This is a genomic window from Schaalia sp. ORNL0103 (assembly GCF_019429565.1).
Classification (GTDB): domain Bacteria; phylum Actinomycetota; class Actinomycetes; order Actinomycetales; family Actinomycetaceae; genus Pauljensenia.
On the sequence record NZ_JAHXSA010000004.1, the window covers coordinates 17,085 to 32,436 of the forward strand.

Sequence of the window (15,352 nt, forward strand, 5' to 3'; positions counted from 1 at the left end):
GGGAACCATGAACCTCAGCTTCCCCGAGCGCATCCGCGTCGACGCCATCATCCAAGCCGCCATGGACATGGAGGCCGCGCCCCTCCTGCACGAACTCGCGCCCATCGGGGACGACGAGACGCCCCAGGCCATCCTCGCGGGCAGCCGCAAGACCCAGCGCTTCGTGCTCGGCATCCTCGACGGACGCACCGTCCTGGTCGTCACCTCCGGCATCGGCCTGGCCAACGCCGCCTCCGCGACCGCGCGCGCCCTCACCCTCGTCGAGGCACCCATCGTCATCGCGGCCGGCACCACCGGCGGCCTCGCGCGCGACATCAACGTCGGCGACATCGCCGCCGGCACCCGCGCCATCTACGGGCAGGCCGACGCGACCGCCTTCGGCTACGCCATGGGCCAGGTCCCCCAGATGCCCGTCGACTACACCACCTCCGAAGCCGCCGAAGAGCGCCTGCCCATCCTGCGCGGCCTCATCGAACACCCCGTGCGCCGCGGGCGCATCGTCTCCTCCGACTCCTTCTGCACCGAAGCCAATGTCGGCCCCATGCGCGAGCGCTTCCCCGACGCCATCGGTACCGACATGGAAACCTGCGCAATGGCCCAGGTCTGCTGGTCCTCCGACGTCGACTGGATTTCTCTGCGAGCCGTCTCCGACCTGTGCGGCCCCACCGCCGACCAGGCCTTCCACATGGATGGCGCCCGCGCCGCCGCCCACAGTGCCCAGGCCGTGCGCGCCTACCTGACGCTGCTCTGAGCGTCCCGGCTATACCCTGCGGCCCCCCACTGAACCGCGCCCGGCCTCGTCGCCCCGGCCTCGTCCCCGCCCCGAACGAACGGAAACGATCATGACCCGCCCCGCCCGCGTCCTCATGGTGTGCACCGGTAACATCTGCCGATCCACGATGGCCCACGCGGTTCTCGAACAGGCCGCCGCGCGCGCCGGCGTGGACGTCGTCGTCGATAGCGCCGGCGTTTCCGACGAAGAGCAGGGCAACCCGATCGACCGCCGCGCCGCCCGCGTGCTGCGCGACGCCGGGTACGCCGTGCCCGACCACCGCGCGCGCCAGATCCGCGCCGGGGAGCTGGGGGAGTGGGACCTCGTGCTGGCCATGACCTCGCGCCACCTGAGCGTCCTGGAGCGCCTCGCCGAGCGCGTGGGGGTTGAACACGAGGGCGCGCCCGAGTCCGCCGCCGACCTGGGGCAGAGGCCGCGCATCTGCCTGTACCGCGACCTCGACCCCGAGGGCAGCGGTGACGTGCCCGACCCGTGGTACGGCGGCCACCAGGACTTCCTGGACACCCTCGAGGTCATCGAGCGGGTCACTCCGCAGATCCTCGCCCTGGTGCGCTAGGCGCGCGGACTGTTTCCTCGTTGCCCCATTAATTTCGCACGTAATTCCCCCGGGAGATCTTCGGGTTACCCCGAGAAAACCGCATGATTTCAACGTTTAGAATTCAAATGTTGAAATAGTGGTGATGGAATTACGTGCGAAATTAGTGTTGAGGGTGATAGCTCGATAAGTATCTGCTCAGGATGTCGAGGAAGCCAGCGTTCTTCACGGTGGCGTGTGCGTCTTCTAGTCCGGTTTCTGGGACGAGGAGACGGAGGGCTGCCACCGATATCGGGACCTCTCGCGCAAAGTCGCCGTTCATGACGTCGTCATAGGTGAATCGAAGGACGATGTATCCGTGCCGTAGAAGTTCACGGTCGCGCTTGAGGTCCTTCTCGCGCTGTTCCTTTGACGAGTGGAAGGCCCACCCATCCACCTCGATGATGATGAAGTCGAGGATGATCATGTCGACCTCACCAACTCCTTCGATCCAGACTCCGACCTGCGGTGTCAGTCCCATGTCGACGAGCTGCAAGCGGGCAACGGTTTCGAGGATCGAGCGGGCACGCTCCGACGAAAGAGAAAGCGCCTCTCTGAGGTGAGGCAGTCGGCTGCCGGTTGGTGGGATAGTGAGCGTTGAGATGTCGTAAAGGCCACGGTTGCGCGCGGCATCGAGCATCGGGAGTGAGACCTTGAGTGGCATGCAGACGAGCACTCGCTCCAAGACTGTCCCGATGCTGGCGACGTGTGTGCGCCTTTCTTCGTCGCTCACGAACTGTTCCCTATGAACGCATACGTCATCGAATCGGCGTAGCTTCGACGGGTGCATTCCGCGGTTATACGAAACTGACAGGTGGGTCTTTTGTGGGCGTTCCTCCATGAGGACCGGAAGTTCGTAAATTTGTGCAGCACTCACGCAGGAGATGCACGCGTTGTATACAAAAGCGCGAACCTGATCGAGAGTGAAGCTGTTCTTGTCATAGATCCAGCCTCGGTAGTGTCCGATGGACTGGGGGAGCATTGTGGGAGTGAGCTCTGCGTGGCGCAAGCTCGATAGTTTGGTGATTCCGTGCCGTTTACGTAGCTCTTCGTTGAGATCCATGTACAGATCATGCTACTTTGTCACGCTTCGTGTGAGCTGTTTGAAATATCTGTGGATAACTAAGAAATTTCGCACGTAATTCCCTGCCGAGGCCTTTTGAAACCTCGCGAAAACCGCATGATTTCAACGATCTGATTTCAAATCTTGAAAGAGGCGCGGGGGAATTACGTGCGAAATTGGAAAGTAGAACTCAGTCCGGCAGGGACACTCCCGCCTCGGTGAGGAGAGTGCGGATCTGCTCTTCGACGCCCTTCGTGCCGCGGCCCATCGCGACCAGCTTGCCGTCCGAGCCCGCGATGAAGTGCGTCGGCCACGCCGTCGCACCGTAGGCCTTGAAGGCCTCCAGGTCGGGGTCCAGCGCCACCGGGTAGGTGATGCCCAGCTTCTCGATCGATGCATTCACGACCGAAGCGTCGCGCTCGTAGGCCTGCTGGGGCGAGTGCACGCCCACGACGACCAGGCCGTAGTCCTTGTACTTCTCGTAGATGGCCTCGAGCTCGGGGATCTCGCGCTGGCAGTTTGTGCACGAGCTCGACCAGAAGTCCACGAGCGTCACCGTGCCGGACGGCTGGCCCAGGGTGTTTAGCCACTCCGAGGCCTGGAGCGTCGGCATGACGCCGCAATCCTTCGCGCCACCACGCGCGCACTGCGCGAAGTCGGTGCTTGCCTCGACCTCCTTCTCGGGCTCGCACGCGCCGTCCTCGCAGGCGCCTTCAGTGCTGGCCTCGAGCGAGGCCGTGTAGTCGGGGATCATGCGCTGCAGGGCCATCGGGGCGTCCGTCGCGATACCCAGCGCGAGCGCGATCATGGCGACGCCTGCGGCGATGCGCAGGGGGCGCTGGCGGGTCTTCAGGAAGCGGGCCGCGACGCCCGAACCGGCGATCGCGACGATCATCAGCGGGATCGACACGCCGATCGCGAAGGAGATGGCTAGGCCGATGATGTGCCACGTGATCTGCCCGGAGCTCGAGGCCACGATGATCGAGGTCAGCACCGGACCCGCGCACGGCACGAACGCCGCGCCCAGGACGAGGCCGAGGCCGAAGCCCGCGCTGTCGCCCGTCGTGCGAGGTGCCAGGCGCGCGAAGGGGCGCTCGAGCACCTCCATGATCTTCGGGACGATCATGCCGATACCCACGGCCAGCAGCAGGATGATGCCCGTCCATCGGATCACGGCCTGCGGCAGGTGTAGCAGGCTCAGCAGCGCCGAACCCGCGACCGTGATGATCATGAACGAGGTGACGAGGCCCAGGACGATGAGCACGGGGCGCCGCGTCACCGAGTCGCTGCCGTCGGCCTTCACTGCTGCCTTCTTTGGCGCTTCTCCACCCAGGTTGACGCCCGGGGCGACGCGGAAGAGAGACGGGTCCACGCCTGCCTTTCCGTCCTCGGAGGACCGGGATGCCTCGTTCGAGGCGCGGGAGCCAGCGGCGCCCAGGAAGAGCGCGGGCAGGACGGGAAGGATGCACGGGGAGATGCCCGTGATGAAGCCACCAAGAAGGCCGAGCAAGAGGAACATAGGTTCACCTTACTTGGAAGTAGTTGAAAATGCATGCGACTTGTCGGCTGCGTGCATGACAACTGGGCATGACCGTCCCCTGAAAAGTCGCACGTAATTCGCTTCCCGGCATTTCAAACTTTGAAATCGGATCGTTGAAATCATGCGGTTTTCAGCCGTACTCTAAAACTGACCGAGGGAAATTACGTGCGACATTTTGGAGGGTGTGGCGTTACAGCGACAGGACCAGGTCCGCGCGCTCCTTCGTGCGATCGACGAGGGCCATGTTCGCCGCGTCCACCGTGCGCACCCAGTGTGCGGCGTCCGCGCGGTCCCGGCCAAAGCTCATGTGCCGGTCGATCAAGCGCGAGGCGAGTTCCTCGAAGGGGGTCTCAATAAAGACGAGCAGGTCGATGAGGCCGCGCACGTCCGCCCAGCCGGGCAGCTCGAGGCCCAGGTAGTTGCCCTCCGTAATGACGACGCCGTCGACCTCGACGGGCAGGGAGGCGGCAACGGGCTCGTGCAGGTCGCGTCGATAGTCGGGGGCGAGGACCACGCCGTCCGCGCGGCGCACGCGCCCCAGGAGAGCCACGTATCCGCCCACGTCGAAGGTGTCGGGCGCGCCCTTGTGGTCCGCGATCCCGCGCGCGGCCAGCACCGCGTTGGACATGTGGAAGCCATCCATGGGCGCCAGGCCCGCGACCGGGATGCCGGCCTCGGGCAGGGCGTGCGCCAGCTCGGCGGCGATCGTCGTCTTGCCGGTCCCGGGAGGGCCGGTCAGGCCCAGCACGCGCACGGGGTCACCGATGCGTGCGCGCTCGGCCACGGCCTCGACGATGTGCTGGGTGATCGACGAGGCCTGGGCGCGCTCAGGAGGGGCGGCAGTCACCTGCCGTCCCGAGCTCGCCCTTAGAGAAGTCACGGCTTGATGACGGGCAGCGTCGACCAGGGGAAGTTGATCCACTTGTCGGTGTACGCCCACACGTAGTCGGGTTCGATGATGGACACGGGCTTCTTGTAGATGACCGCGCTGCGCGCCTCGACGCGCACGGCGGCGGAGCCGTCGAGAGTGAGGCCGTGCTCGTCGATGAGGTCCATGACCATCTTGAGGGTCTTGCCGGAGTCGGCGACGTCGTCGACGACGAGGACGCGCTTGCCGTCCATCGCGGAGACGTCCATGAGCGGGGGAAGGAGCTGGGGCTCGTCGAGGGTTTCGCCGATGCCGGAGTAGAACTCGACGTTCATGGTGCCGATGGCCTTGACGTCCATCGCGTAGGCGATGGCGCCAGCCGGGATGAGGCCGCCGCGGGCGATGGCGACGATCAGGTCCGGGATCCAGCCAGAGTCGACGATCTGCTGAGTGAGCTCACGGGACGCGTCGCCAAAGCCCTCCCAGGTGAGGACCTCGCGGTCGGGAGCAGTGGTGGCGTCGGGGCTGGCGGTGGTACCCATGGCTTCCTTCTCTCGGGGGTGTTGGGATCAAGGGTATCGCCGTCGGGCGGGTGTGTGCGCGCCCGTACGGGTAATAAAACTGTGACGTGGGCAGATGCACGCCGCGCGCGGTGGGTTGGGGGATTCTGTGCCCGAGGCCGTGTCTGGGTCTGCTCTCCAAAACTCGCACGTAATTTAACGAGGTCAGTTTTTGAGTATGGCTTAAAACGTTGCAATCCCAATGGCCTGATTTCAAAGTTTGAAAGAGTGAGGGGGGAATTGCGTGCGACATTTTTGGGTAACCGGTTGTGTGAGGCCGGATACGGCGTGGGCGCCGGGCGGCGGTCAGCGGCGAGAGCGGCGGATCGAGGCGAGCTCGCGCTCGTAGGCGCGCCCGGGCGAGGCGGCCTTTCCGCGGTGCTCCCACGTGAGGATCAGCGCCGGGTTGAAGGCGCGCGAGCACACCCCGCACGAGGAGACTCGGCGCGGCGCCCGGTACAGGCGGCGGGTGGCCCCGCAGCGCGGGCACGTCCCCACCCAGGGTGCGTCCGGGGAGGGCAGGGACGAGGGCAGCCGGGCGGAATCGGGGGCGCCGAGGGCGCGTGCGGCCCGCTTCCACGCGGCGTCGTGCCCGTGGGAGGGGCCGACGAGGGCGTGGGCGATCTCGTGCAGGACGACGCCCCGGATCGTGTCCGTGTCATACAGGTCGGTGAGCGGGCCGGACAGGCTGATCGTGCGCGAGGTATGCGTGCACGCCCCCGCCCGGCGCTTGGCGTGGTCGAAGCGGAAACGCCAGTCGGTCAGCCCAGCCGCGTCCATGAGGGAGCGCGCGAGGGTGCGAGCATCCTCGCGCTTCACCGCGCCCCCGCGAGCACGCCGAGCAGGCGCTTCATGGAGACCTTGTTCGGCGTGCCCAGGGTCTGGGCGAACATGGACACGCGCAGCTCCTCGGCCATCCACCGCGCCTGAGTGAGCGCGGCGTCTCGGCGGGTGTCGTAGGGCCGACGCTCCAGGGCCTCGCGCGTGGCGGCGATCTCGGCCTCGGCCTGGTGGATGCGGTCCATGTCCTCCAGGTCGCGGGCCAGTGCCCCCGGCGAGGAGGCGGCGCGCTCAATGCGCACGGCCCCGGCGCGCAGGTAGCGCCCCAGGTGCGGCAGTGCGGAGGCGGGCGTCGCCGACACGAAATCCTCATAGAGCAGGGTCTTCCCATGCGCCGCGACATCGCGCGTCGTCTCTTCGAGCGAGGCCTGGGGGTGGGAGCGCACGGCGGCGTCGGCCTCGGCGCTGGCCTCGAGAGCCCGTACGACGTGGGAGAGGATCTGGTAGACGCGGTCCTCGTGGGCGTCGCGAGCGGCCGCCACAAGCGTCTCGAAGGCCTCGGGGTCGCGCACGTCCGAGGGGGTGCTCAGCTCGTCCACGAGGGCGAGGGCCGAGGCCAGCTGCGCGTCCGCGACCAGGGCCGCTGTGTCCGCGTAGGGGGAGGCCGCCAGCATGAGGGCCTCGCGGCCCGTCCAGCGCGTGGTCACTCGGTTCGTCGCCAGTGCGACGCGGGAGAGCAGCAGGCGGGCGAGGCCGGCGCGGTGCTCGCGGTCCGCCTCGGCGGCGCTGGCCATGACGCGCACGCCCGCTGCCGGGGCCGCGGCGCTGCCCTGGGGGACCAGCGCGGGGAAGGCCCGTAGCGTCATCGTGCCCGAGGTCTGGGTGATCGAGCGCGGCAGCGTCGGCATCTGCGTGACGCCGTCCGCGTGGAACGCCGGGTCCGGCGCGGGGGCCGAGGCCTGGGCGTCCTTCGGCGCGTGCGTGCCCCCGGGTGCGGACTGCGCGCCCCCGTTTGGGGCAGACTGCGCGCCCACGTTGGACGCGGATGCGGAGGTGGAGGAATCTTCCCCACCTCGTGCGGCAGCCTTCTCCGAGGCCCCGCGCCCGCGCTTGTTCCTGCGCGCCTGCTTCTCGCCGGCCTCCTCGAGGGCCGCGCGCACGGCCGTGCGCACCGCCTTATTCGCGTCGCTGGCGAGGGAACGCTGCAGGTAGGCCAGGTCTTTGCCCGCGCCCAGCTCCTTGCCCGACGTGTCGGTGACGACGAAGGTCATGCGCAGGTGGTCGGGCAGGTGGGCGCGCGCGTGCGCCAGGTCCGCCTCGCTCAGGTCCACGCCGCGCAGGACGCGCACCGCGTGGGCGAGGGCGTCCAGGACGGGGCCCTCGGTGAGGGGGCGGGGCTTGGGCGCCTCGCTCGCGGCAGGCGCGCCCTGCTGGGTGGATTCCGGCGCAGGAGCCTCCTTCGGCGCCGCCTTCTTCGGTGCCTTCGCGGGGGAATTGCGCGTCGAGAGTCGACCCGATGTCGCGCCCCAAGCCGCCAGGCGGCCCATCGCTGCGTCCAGGCTTAGCGGATCAGGCTCGTCGGAGCCGTCGGCCTTCGCCGCTTTCCCAGCAGCCTTGTCCGCTGACGCCACCACGGCCTCGACCGGCTCGTCGCCCGCCTGCTCGATCCAGCGAGCCACCGACGCGGCCACGTCCGGCGCGGGGGCCAGGAGGCGGCGCACGCCCTTGGGCAGAGCGCGGATCGCCTCGGTCAGCAGGTCCTCGCGCATGCCGGGCACCAGCCAGTCCGTGCTCGCATCGCTGACGCGCTCGAGCACCTCGATCGGGATGTGCATCGACACGCCGTCGCGCGGGCTGCCCGGGGCAAACTCGTAGCTCAAGGCCAGCGACAGATCGCCGCACTGCCAACGATCCGGGAAGCCCTCGCCCGAGGTCGCCTCGCGCGGCATCAGCAGGGATGCCGGGTAGATCAGCAGATCGGGATTCTCCCGGCGCTCGTCCTTCCACCAGCGGTTGAACGCCGCCGCGCTGGTCACGTGCTCGGGGATCAGGTCGTCGAAGAAACGGAAGCGCGCCTGCTCGTCTGCGACGAGGCCGTGGGTGCGGCTACGGCGCTCAACCTCGCGAGCCTGCTCCACCAGGGCCTCGTTTCGGCGCTGGAAACCGTGCCTCTCCCTCCACTGGCCATCCACCAGGGCGTTGCGAATGAACATCTCGCGGGCCAGCTCGCGCGCCGTCGTCCCCTCGCGCGCGGCCGCCAGCTCCTCGAAATGACGCGGCTCAAACGACCCCGACGACAGCGGATCCTTCGACGCCGACACCAACCCGGCCGCCAGCGCCTCCAGCGACCCCGCGCGCGGAGCGTGAGAGCGCGAGGCGGCCACGGCCTCGTCGATGACGAGGTCCCCCAAGCGCCCCAGCAGTACCTCGCGGTCCGCCGCCAGCGTCAGCCCGTAGAGGGTCACGCGCTCGCGGACCATCGCTGCGCCCTTCGCGACCGACCAGAACGGCTCCGAATACGAGCGCTTGAGCAGGCCGCGCGCCGCCGGCTCCACCCACTCCGGGCGGATGCGGGCCACCGTGCGCGCGAACAGGCGCGAGGTCTCCACGAGCTCCGCGGTCATCACCCACGCGGGGTGCCCGCTCACGCCCGAGCCCGGCCAGATCGTGAAGTGCGTGCCGCGCGCGCCCTCGTAGTCGCGCTTCGTCTCGTCCCATGACCCCAGGTAGGACAGCAGGCCCACCAGCAGCGAGCGGTGCACCTGGTCCGCGTCCACGCTCGCCGTGCCCTGCCCGTAGGCCAGGACCGCGCGAACGGCCGCGTCCTGCGCGCCGCCGAACTGGGCGGCCTCCACGACGTCGCCCGTCGACGGCTCGCCCACCGGACCCGCGGCGATCCCCAGCGCCCGGGCCATCTGGCGCAGCTGGCCGACCACGTCGCGCCACTCGCGCCACCGCAGGTAGTGGAAGAACTCCGCGCGGCACATGCGCCGGAACGCCGAACCCGACAGGTCGCGGGCCTGCACCGCCAGGTAGCGCCACAGGTTCAGGTACGTGATGAAGTCCGAATGCGGGTCCGCCAGGCGCGCGTGCGAGGCGTCCGCCGCGGCCTGATGCTCTGCCGGGCGCTCGCGCACGTCCTGGATCGACAGCGCCGCCACGATGACGAGCACCTCCGAGGCGCAGCCCAGGCGCTCGGCCTCCAGCAGCATGCGCCCCAGGCGCGGGTCGATCGGCAGGCGCGCCAGGTCCCGCCCAATGCCGGTGAGCCTGTACTGGGACGAGGCCGGGGTCGCGTCCGCGCTCTCGCGCTCCTGCGCGAGCGCGCCGATCTCCACGAGGAGGGCCACGCCGTCGCGCACCGCGCGCCGATCCGGGGCGTCCAGGAACGGGAAGTCCTCGACGGCGCCCAGGCCGAGGGACGCCATCTGCAAGATGACGCTGGCCAGCGACGTGCGCAGGATTTCCGGCTCGGTGAAGCGCGGACGCGAGAGGTAGTCGGCCTGGGAGAACAGGCGGATCGCCACGCCCTCCGCGACTCGGCCACATCGGCCCGCGCGCTGGTTCGCACTCGCCTGGCTGACCGGCTCGATCGGCAGGCGCTGCACCTTCGTCTTGTTGGAATAGCGGGAAATGCGCGCCAAACCCGGGTCGATCACGTAGCGGATCCCCGGCACCGTCAGCGACGTCTCCGCCACGTTCGTCGCCAGGACCACGCGGCGCAGGCGGTGCGGCTCGAACACGCGATGCTGCTCGGCCGCCGTCAGCCGCGCGTACAGGGGCAGGATTTCGATGTCTCCCGGGCGTGCGCCCTTGTCGTCTCCCGCGCGCCGGCCTCGTCCCTTCAAGTGATCGAGGAGGGCCGCCTCCGTGTCGCGGATGTCGCGCTCGCCGGGCAGGAAGACCAGGATGTCGCCGTCGCCCTCCGCGCTCAGCTCGTCCACTGCGTGGCAGATCGCGGTCTCCACGTCGATGTCCTCGCCCATGCCGTAGCCCAGCGTCGCCAGCTCGTCGTCCGGGTCCTCCAGGACCAGCTGCATGGGTCCGGACTCGGTGACGTCGGTGATCTCGAGGGTCTCGGTGGGATCGTTCGCCTGCTGCGCCGAGGCCTCGGACGTGTACGACGAGGGCGTCGTCGGGCCGAGGGGACGGTAGCGGATCTCCACCGGGTACGTGCGCCCCGACACCTCGATGACCGGCGCCGGCTCGATCAGGCGACCCGAGCCGGGAGCGCCCTCCCACGTGCCGAAATGGCGTGCGAAACGGTCCGAATCGATCGTCGCCGACGTGATGATGACCTTCAGGTCCGGGCGCGCGGGCAGCAGACGCGCCACATAGCCCAGGATGAAGTCGATGTTGAGGCTGCGTTCGTGGGCCTCGTCGATGATGAGCGTGTCGTAGCGGCGCAGCATCGGGTCCGACTGGATCTCCGCCAGCAAGATGCCGTCCGTCATGAGCTTGACGAGGGTCGTGGGGCCCACCTCGTCCGTGAAACGCACCTGGTAGCCGACCACCTGGCCGCGCTCGCGGCCCACGGTCTGGCCCAGCTCGTCAGCGATGCGATCCGCGACCGAACGCGCCGCGAGCCTGCGTGGCTGGGTGTGCCCGATCATGCCGGCCACGCCGCGGCCCAGCTGCATGCAGATCTTCGGCAGCTGCGTCGTCTTGCCCGAGCCGGTCTCGCCCGACACGATGACCACCTGGTGGTCGCGGATAGCGCGCGCGATCTCGTCGCGGCGGGCGCTCACCGGCAGGTCCGGGAAGGAGATGACCGGGATCGCGGCCGCGCGCTCGGCTAGCTGCTCCGGGGTGAAGGGCTTGAAGGGGCGCGCGTGTTCACGCTGGGGGCGGCGGCCCTCCCGGCCTGCCTGGCCTCGGCGTCCCTGGCCCCGGCCTCGGCCGCCCTGGCGTCGACGCGCACCGTCGCGCCCGTTGGCGCGGCGACCCGCGTTGCGAGAACGGGGGCCGCGCTCGTTGGGCTCGGACGAAGGCGTGGGGCGAGAGTCAGGCATGATAGAGCCAGTCTAGTCGCTGGTCAGAGGCGGCCGCCCGGCACCCGGTGGCGTGGCCACACTGGAAGGGGCTCAACCCCCAAAAGTCGCACGTAATTCCCTTGGGTCAGTTTTTGAGTGCGGCTTAAATCCGCATGATTTCAACGGTCTGATTTCAAATATTGAAAGAGGGGTGGGGGAATTACGTGCGACATTTTTGGGTAATTGCTGGGTGTGGGTGTGACGAGTCTGGGCTGCCGTCAGGCTGAGGCCTCGCCCTGCAGGTCCTCGTCGAAGCGAGTCACGGGAGGCTCCAGGTGCAGATCTACGAGGTCGCGCGCCAGCTGGTCGATCTCCTCGCCCAGGTGCACGCGCTCCCTCCACGAGGCCGGGATCCCCTCGATCCCATAGAAAGCACCGCCCAGCTGCCCGTAGATCGCGGCGTTCGTATCCGAGTCGCCGCCCATGTTTGAAATCGCCAGGGTCGCATCCTTGAAGGACGGGAAATCCAGGAGGCCGTGCACCGCCAGACGCAGGCCGTTCACGATGTAGCCGTTGGTTTCCGCCTCCCACGAGGCGTGCACCTGCGGATCCGGGCTGATCACCCGTGCGGCCATCTCGTCAAACGCCGCGCCTGTCGACGCCCACGACACGTCCATCAGCTGCTCCGGGGACCAACCCAGCAGGGCGCCCACCAGAAGGGCGGCGAAGACCTCGGTGGCGGCTTCGGCCTCGACCGAGAAGTGCGTCTCGCGCGCGCTCAGGCGAGCGGTCGTGACCACCTCGCGCGGGGAACGCGAACGGAAACCCGCGATTACCATGGGCGCCAGGCGCATAATCGCGCCGTTGCCCGCGCTGTTCGTGCGCTCGGCGGTCACCGGCACGCGGCGTTCATGCTGATAATCGAACAGTGCAGCGCGCACCTGGCCACCGATGTCGAAACACGTGTCCGTCGACGAACGGTAACCCTCCGAAAACCAGCGCTGATAGCGGTCCATCACGTCGAACGAGTCGTAGCGCCCCTGCGCCAGCAGGGAATCCGCGATGCACAGCGCCATCGACGTGTCATCCGTCCACTGCCCGGGCTTCAACAGGAAGGGGCCGCCGCCCACCATGTCCGTGATCGGATCGAAAGTGCCCGCCCACTTGAACTCATTCGTGGTACCGACCGCGTCGCCGACAGCCAGGCCCATGAGAGCGCCGCGCGCCCGAGAAAGAAAATCCGTCATGACCCTAGTGTCGCACAGGGGCGTGCTCGTCTGGTTCCGGGCCCGCGCCCCCGAGCACCCAGGCCAGGGGAGCGTGCGAGTTAGCCCCGGCCTCGTCCCCGGCGTGGAAGACTCAGGCGATCGACGTGCCGAACAGCGAGCCCAGCAGGTACGTGACGCCCGCGGCGCCGTAACCCACGATGAGCTGGCGCAGCGCGCGAGGCATGGGGGACTGGCCGGACAGGATGCCGACCACGCCGCCCGTGAACAGCAGGGCGACGCCGACGATCACGGCCGCGACGACGATCGCCGCCAGGCCGGTCATGCCCAGCAGGTAGGGAATCAGAGGGAAGAACGCGCCCACCGCGAAGAAACAGAACGAGGACAGCGCCGCCTTCATGGGCGTGCCCACCTGGTCGCCAGCGCCGTCCGACTCGGGGCTGCCGCCCAGGGCGGCACGCACCGCGATCGCGCCGGACTCACCGGTCGCAGGCTTGGCGAGACGTGCAAAGACCTGCTTCGCGTGTCGCTCGGCCTCCTCCTCGCTCTCTCCGCGCGCACGGAACACGAGCGCAAGCTCGTTCGCGTCCACGTCCAGGTCCGGCACCGCCTGATGCGCGTCCGGGTCGGGGATCGAGGCGTCGAGGAGTTCGCGCTGACTGCGCACACTCACCCACTCGCCGGCCGCCATCGACAGGGCACCCGCGAGCAGACCCGAAATTCCCGTCAACAGAACGACGTGCGGCTCCATGCCCGTCGCCGCCACGCCCAGCACGAGGGCCAGGTTCGACACGAGGCCGTCATTCGCGCCAAAAACCGCCGCACGGAACGTGCCCGCCAGGGTCTCGCGGGACTTCGCCGCCAGGGAACGGATGACCTCGGCGTGAATGTGCTCGTCCGCCTGCATGTGCGCGGGCACGTCGTCATCCACGTCGCGCGCGGATCGCTGCTCCGCGCGCTGGGCCATCGCCAGAATAAAAATCGTGCCAAAAAGGTGTGCGAGGACGGACGCGGCGCGCGTGCGCAGCGGCGGCTTCGGGGCGGGCAGGGCTTGATCACCCAGGCGCGCCAGCCAATACTCCTCGTGGCGGCGCTCCGCCTCCTCGAGCTGCAAGAGGACCGCACGTTCCTCGCCCGTCCGGCGCTCAGAAAGGTCGCGGTAGGTGCGGGCCTCCATGCGCTCCTCAGCCAGGTGCTTGCGCCAGCGCTTAATCTGTGCGCGCGTGGGCTCCTGAGTGTTGAGCTGTGGGTCTGTGCTCACGGCCTCGTACCCTCGCGCGCTCAACGCTGCGTCGTGGAAGAGGTGGCCTGCGCGTCGACCGTCGTCGGCTGGGAGGCGGGGGCTCCGAAGAGGCGTTCCTTCACGGCGTCGGCGACCTTATCGGTCACCTGCTCGCCGCCCGCACGCACGAGGTCGGACATCTTCTGGCCCGCCGCATCCAGGGGACGTGCAACGATCGGGACGCGGCGCAGCTTCGAGGCGTTCGCGCGGATCTGCTCGTAGCGCTCGCGGCCCGCGCGGGTGCCCAGGACGTATCCGATGCCAACTCCGATGAGGATTCCAGTCTTGGTTCCCATGAATGTCCTTCTCTCGCTGCAAGTCGTGGGGTGTCCCGCTGTGGCGGGTTTTTCGCAAGCCCCGTGGGCGCGGCTCTCACCGGCGCGTATGCGTCCCATCTTAGTGGCGCTGCCCGCCGCGCCGCACGATCCTCACCATGAGTGGGGATTATTCAGGGATGCTTCTCGTCTCAGCTGTCCCCTTGTCACATTCGTGCACAGTGTGGGCGCCTCTTTCCGTGAGTGGTCCTCACACGCTATGTTTATAGCGTGAGCCAGGTAACGATTGAGACGCCCCGGGGAGTATCCCTCTCCGGTACATTCACGCGTCCCGTGGACTGCCGCGACGCCGCGGTGATCTTTTCTCACACCTTTTTGTCGGATCGTCACGCATCGGGCATGTTCGACTCACTCGGTCGTGCACTGCGTCGCGCCGGCTATGCGACTCTCGGCTTCGACTACTCCGGCCACGGTGCCTCGGGTGACGAAATCATCACGTTCGATCCTCTCATCGAAGACTTCCGATCCGCGTCCGGCTGGCTCGCCGACCAGGGCTTCGTGCGCCAAATCTGCGTCGGCCACGAGTTCGGCGCCGCCGTCGCGCTGCGCTCGCGCCCGCCCGCCGTGCAGACATACGTGCTTGTCTCCCCGGTCCTCGGCCCGCTGTCCTACGACTGGAACCTCGTGTTCTCCGACGTGCAGCTCTCCGACCTCGAGCACCACGGGGCCACGACCGTGCCCGACGACTCAGAGTCCGTGCGCCAGCAGTTCACGATCTCCAAGCGCACCCTCGCCGACATGTCCATGGTCTCCGGCGAGGACGCGCTGCGCGGCCTCAGCGTCCCCGTGCTTATCACGCACGACTCCTTCGATGAGGAAACCGGTCTGCTCGACCGCACACGCGAGGTCTTCCACCTGCTGCCCGACGGCTCCCTCGTCGAAATGACCGCTGCCCCCGACGGCATCGCGGGCGAGTACACGCCGGTCGACGGCGTGCCCGTCATCGACGAGGCCGTGGATCGCGCGCTCGCCGCCTCCGGTTCGGCGCACCTGCCCGTGCTGGCGGATGTCGCCGCCGAGTGGGCGAGTCGCTGGGTGCCCGTGAGCCGCTGATCGCCTGATTTCCGGCGCTGTTTGTTGCGCCGCTGGTGTTCTGGGCGCCTTCGGGCCCGGCTGTGGGGCCGGGCTGCTTGGTGTGCCCGTGGGCGGCGGCCCGCCCGCGAGCCGTCCGCGCCGCGAGCTTCGCTCGGCGCGTCGTCTCGAAGCCCGGCCAGGCCCCGCAGGCCCCGCGGCGGCCTCCAATCGGGCGGGGCTTGGGGAGCATGTGCTCTCTGGCTCTGCCGCCCACGGGCACCGCGGCCAGGCCCACCAATCCCTCCGGCGCCCTCCACACCGGCGGCACTTGTGTTGCTTGGACT

12 protein-coding genes are annotated in these 15,352 nt (G+C 68.5%); 3 read left to right on the plus strand and 9 right to left on the minus strand.

What is annotated here, in order from left to right:
• Positions 1–7: 7 nt before the first annotated feature.
• A complete protein-coding gene (gene mtnN / locus JJJ16_RS09560; RefSeq protein WP_219752548.1) occupies positions 8–751 on the plus strand; it encodes a 5'-methylthioadenosine/S-adenosylhomocysteine nucleosidase in 744 nt (247 codons plus the stop codon).
• A 91-nt stretch (positions 752–842) separates the two neighbouring features.
• Positions 843–1,349, plus strand: a complete 507-nt coding sequence (locus JJJ16_RS09565; protein WP_219752549.1) for a low molecular weight protein-tyrosine-phosphatase — start codon at positions 843–845, stop codon at positions 1,347–1,349.
• A gap of 142 nt (positions 1,350–1,491) precedes the next feature.
• Here the strand turns inward: JJJ16_RS09565 and JJJ16_RS09570 are convergent, their stop codons facing one another.
• The 9 genes from JJJ16_RS09570 to JJJ16_RS09610 all read right to left on the minus strand — a co-directional run bounded on the left by JJJ16_RS09570 (position 1,492) and on the right by JJJ16_RS09610 (position 13,955).
• Positions 1,492–2,100, minus strand: a complete 609-nt coding sequence (locus JJJ16_RS09570) for an endonuclease domain-containing protein (protein ID WP_318836548.1) — start codon at positions 2,098–2,100, stop codon at positions 1,492–1,494.
• A gap of 520 nt (positions 2,101–2,620) precedes the next feature.
• Positions 2,621–3,949 carry a cytochrome c biogenesis protein/redoxin gene (locus JJJ16_RS09575; protein ID WP_219752551.1) on the minus strand — a complete coding sequence of 443 codons (1,329 nt, stop codon included), beginning with the start codon at positions 3,947–3,949 and terminating at the stop codon, positions 2,621–2,623.
• A gap of 211 nt (positions 3,950–4,160) precedes the next feature.
• Positions 4,161–4,850 carry an AAA family ATPase gene (locus JJJ16_RS09580; protein WP_219752553.1) on the minus strand — a complete coding sequence of 230 codons (690 nt, stop codon included), beginning with the start codon at positions 4,848–4,850 and terminating at the stop codon, positions 4,161–4,163.
• Complete coding sequence (locus JJJ16_RS09585) at positions 4,847–5,380, minus strand: phosphoribosyltransferase (RefSeq protein WP_219752555.1); 534 nt, start codon at positions 5,378–5,380, stop codon at positions 4,847–4,849. The genes JJJ16_RS09580 and JJJ16_RS09585 overlap by 4 nt, the downstream gene beginning before the upstream one ends.
• A 324-nt stretch (positions 5,381–5,704) precedes the next feature.
• Positions 5,705–6,217, minus strand: coding sequence for a SprT-like domain-containing protein (locus JJJ16_RS09590; RefSeq protein WP_219752557.1), 513 nt, complete (start codon positions 6,215–6,217; stop codon positions 5,705–5,707).
• Positions 6,214–11,190, minus strand: coding sequence for a DUF3418 domain-containing protein (locus JJJ16_RS09595; RefSeq protein WP_219752559.1), 4,977 nt, complete (start codon positions 11,188–11,190; stop codon positions 6,214–6,216). The genes JJJ16_RS09590 and JJJ16_RS09595 overlap by 4 nt, the downstream gene beginning before the upstream one ends.
• Before the next feature lie 239 nt (positions 11,191–11,429).
• Positions 11,430–12,398, minus strand: a complete 969-nt coding sequence (locus tag JJJ16_RS09600; RefSeq protein WP_219752561.1) for an ADP-ribosylglycohydrolase family protein — start codon at positions 12,396–12,398, stop codon at positions 11,430–11,432.
• A gap of 112 nt (positions 12,399–12,510) precedes the next feature.
• Positions 12,511–13,662, minus strand: a complete 1,152-nt coding sequence (locus JJJ16_RS09605; protein ID WP_219752563.1) for a VIT1/CCC1 transporter family protein — start codon at positions 13,660–13,662, stop codon at positions 12,511–12,513.
• A complete protein-coding gene (locus tag JJJ16_RS09610; RefSeq protein ID WP_219752565.1) occupies positions 13,659–13,955 on the minus strand; it encodes a YtxH domain-containing protein in 297 nt (98 codons plus the stop codon). The genes JJJ16_RS09605 and JJJ16_RS09610 overlap by 4 nt, the downstream gene beginning before the upstream one ends.
• Positions 13,956–14,204: 249 nt before the next feature.
• Here JJJ16_RS09610 and JJJ16_RS09615 point away from each other — a divergent pair, with 249 nt between their 5' ends.
• The gene (locus JJJ16_RS09615) at positions 14,205–15,047 is read left to right on the plus strand and encodes an alpha/beta hydrolase (RefSeq protein ID WP_219752567.1); all 843 of its coding nucleotides are present in this window, start codon (positions 14,205–14,207) and stop codon (positions 15,045–15,047) included.
• Positions 15,048–15,352: the final 305 nt, after the last annotated feature.